The sequence below is a fragment of the Kitasatospora sp. NPDC093558 genome (assembly GCF_040683475.1).
Lineage (GTDB): Bacteria > Actinomycetota > Actinomycetes > Streptomycetales > Streptomycetaceae > Kitasatospora.
In genome coordinates, this window is sequence record NZ_JBFBDY010000361.1 from 1 (window position 1) to 3,172 (window position 3,172).

The following is a 3,172-nucleotide window of genomic DNA, read 5'->3' on the forward strand; positions in this document are numbered from 1 at the left end:
CGGCCCGCCCGATTCACGCGGTCGGGGTGTTCGGGGCTCCTAGCCCCGGTCGTCCCGGCTGCACCGGGGCCGGTTCGGCCGGCCCGCGGGGCAGCAGTTCGGTCGCCGCGGCGAGCGCCGTGGGCTGGGCCGAGGTCAGTGCCGATTCGGCGGCCGACAGTGCCGGGCGGGCCTACGCCTCGGCCGCGGCTGCCCAGCTGATCGCCGAGAAGGCCGGCCAGGACGCCAAGGCCATCAACGCGGCGTTCACCGACGCCTTCGACCACGTCCGCGAACAGGAGCTGGCGTGGGAGGAGAGCCAGCGGATGATCGCCGCCTGGCGGGCCCAGGCGTACGAGAACCTGCCGCCGCTGTTCAAGGCCGTCGTCGTCGCGTTCAACGCCCTGCCGCTGGACAAGAAGGCCGAAGCCGTCATGGAGGTCGCCCATCTCGAGATGGACATCTTCGGCAGCCTTCCGATCGTCGGCACCCCGGCCAACCTGGCCAACTGCGTGACGTACGGCATGGAAGGGGATCTGATCGACCCCGACCGGTACACCGATGCCGCACTGTCCTGCGCCGCGGAGATCCCGATCGGCGGCTGGGGTGTCCTCGGCGAGAAGCTGGCGCGCTGGGGCGTCAAGACGTCGAGGATCGCGGAGGCGCTCAAGTCGACCTGGCGGGAGACCGCGGGGCTGTCCTGCCTGCGGCCGAACAGCTTCCCCGCCGGCACCGGGGTGCTGCTGGCCGACGGCACCAGCCGCCCGATCGAGCAGGTGCGCACCGGCGACCGGGTGCTGGCCACCGACCCGCAGACGGGCGCCACGAAGCCGCAGCGCGTCGAGGCGACGATCCGCACGCCGGACGACCGCGACTTCACCGAACTGACCGTCACCTCACCCGACGGCCGGCCGGCGCGGATCACCTCCACCGACCACCACCCGTACTGGTCGCAGAGCCGCCACGCCTGGCGCGACGCCGTCGAGCTCGGCCTCGACGACACCCTGCGCCTGCCCGACGGCCGCACCGCCCGCATCACCGGCACCGCCCACGGGAGCCGTGCTCCGCAGGCCGCGTACAACCTCACCGTCGCCGACACGCACACGTACTACGTGCTGGCGGGCGCTACCCCGCTGCTGGTGCACAACGCGGGTGCGCCGATCTGTGCGTGGCTCACGGAGCAGATCGCGGCCGCCCAGGCCGCGAACCCGCTGATCGACAGCCTGCGCGCCACCGGCAAGCTCCCGGCCAACTTCTACACCAAGGCCCAGGCGACGGCCCTGGGCTGGGAGCCGGGCAAGGCGTTCGGCAACTTCGTCAAGGACGGGCAGATCGGCGGCGACGAGTTCTCCGACTCCGCGGGCGGGATCCTGCCCGACGACAGGTTCCGCATCTGGTACGAGGCCGACGTGGCCATCAACCCGGCGATGAGGCGGGCCAAGCAGCCCGGCTGGCGTCTGCTGTACTCCAACGACGGTCTGGCCTACGTCACCAGCGATCATTACCAGACCACCTACCGGCTCCCGAACTGGAAGAACTGAGCCCATGCGCGTCACCGTCGACGGCCTGACGATCCGCCGCGAGGCGGACCTGCACGTCCTGCTGGCCCGGGAGCTGGATTTCGGCCCCTACTACGGGCACAACCTCAACGCCCTGTGGGACCGCCTGTCCACCGACGTGGAGCGTCCGGTCGAGCTGGTCTGGCAGCACAGCGAGGCCTCCCGGGCGCAGCTGGGGGCCGAGTCCTTCGAGCGCATCGCGGCCCTTCTCGAGCGGGTCGTGCGCCAGGACGGGCAGGCGGCCGCCGGGGGCCTCGGCGGCGACGATGTCGAGGTCGGCCCGGACCTGGTCGGTGCCGGTCGCGGTGATCGCGGCGAGTTCGTCGGCGAGGGTGGGGGCGGGGCCCGTCGGGGTCGGGTTGAGGAAGTCGGGCAGGTGGCCGGTGGGCGGGACCATCGCGGCGAGCCGGCCGCGGTCGAGCCCGGCAGTGGCGAGTCGCCCGTGGACCTGGTCGGCCCAGCGGCGGTGCAGGGCGGGGACGGGGGAGTGGGCGAGGGCGCGCAGGCTGGTGACCACCTCCTGCATGGGGGAGACGGCGAAACGCGTCTGGGCGACGTCGTCCGCGGAGAAGGTCAGCTCGGTCCGCATGCGGGGCATCCTCTCCGGCCGCCGGGCACGGCCGCCCTCCCGGAAGATTCGGCCCCAGCTTAATCACTGGAGCCTGCTCGCCGCCGACCCGCAGGATGCTCTCGACGCCATCGGTCCGTACGAAAGCGGGTACCCCAAATGTCCACCACCGCACCGGAGTTGCGCGAGCGTGCCCGGAAGCTCCGGCAGCTCTCCGAGGACGGCGTGCTCGTGCTGCCCAACGCCTGGGACGCGGGCAGCGCCGCCGTGATCGCCTCGGCCGGTGCGCCGGCGGTCGCGACCACCAGCGGCGGCGTCTCGTGGTCGCTCGGGTCCGGGGACGGCCAGCGGCTGGGCCGGGCGGAGATGGCCGAGGCGGCCCGCCGGATCGTCGCGGCGGTGGACGTGCCGGTCACCGTCGACGCCGAGGGCGGCTACGGCCCGCTGCCCGCGGACGTCGCCGCGACCGTCGAGGCGGTGATCGGCGCCGGTGCGGTCGGCGTCAACCTGGAGGACTCGACGGCCGTCGGCGGTCCGCTGTTCCCGGTGGCCGAGCAGGCCGCGCGGCTGCGGGCGGCCCGGACGGCGGCGGCCGCGGCCGGGCTCCCGGAGCTGGTGGTCAACGCCAGGACGGACGTCTTCCTCTTCGGCCTGGGCGGGCTCGACGACGTGCTGGAGCGGGCCGAGGCCTACGCGAAGGCGGGTGCGGACGGCCTGTTCGTCCCGGGGCTGCTGGACCTCGACGCGCTGGCCGAGCTGTGCGAGCGCGTGGCGCTGCCGGTCAACGCGATGGCTGTCGCGGGTGGTCCGACCGTCGCCGAACTCGCCGCCGCGGGGGTGCGGCGGGTCAGCGTCGGTACGGGCCTCGCCCAGCTCGCGTACACGGCCGCGCGCCGGGCCGCCGCCGAACTGCTGGGCGCCGGGACGCTCACCGATCCGGACGGCTCGCTCGGCTTCGGCGAGCTCAACGCCCTCTTCCGGGGCTGAAACGCGCGGGGCTGATTCGCCTGGGCCCGCGCCGAACCGCGCCTGACCCGCCTGCGCCTGACCCGCCCGGGCCCGCGCC

At 74.0% G+C, this 3,172-nt stretch carries 3 protein-coding genes; all 3 read left to right on the top strand.

The features are described 5' to 3' along the window. Window positions 1-119 precede the first annotated feature (119 nt). Window positions 120-1,520 (top strand): polymorphic toxin-type HINT domain-containing protein, encoded by a 1,401-nt coding sequence (locus AB0O00_RS26340; RefSeq protein WP_363655759.1) that lies wholly within the window; start codon window positions 120-122, stop codon window positions 1,518-1,520. Between the two features lie 4 nt (window positions 1,521-1,524). Beyond that, complete coding sequence (locus tag AB0O00_RS26345) at window positions 1,525-2,190, top strand: barstar family protein (protein ID WP_363655761.1); 666 nt, start codon at window positions 1,525-1,527, stop codon at window positions 2,188-2,190. A 75-nt stretch (window positions 2,191-2,265) separates the two neighbouring features. Continuing rightward, entirely contained in the window at window positions 2,266-3,093 is an 828-nt protein-coding gene (locus AB0O00_RS26350; protein ID WP_363655763.1) for an isocitrate lyase/phosphoenolpyruvate mutase family protein, read from the top strand. The last annotated feature ends 79 nt before the right edge of the window (window positions 3,094-3,172 follow it).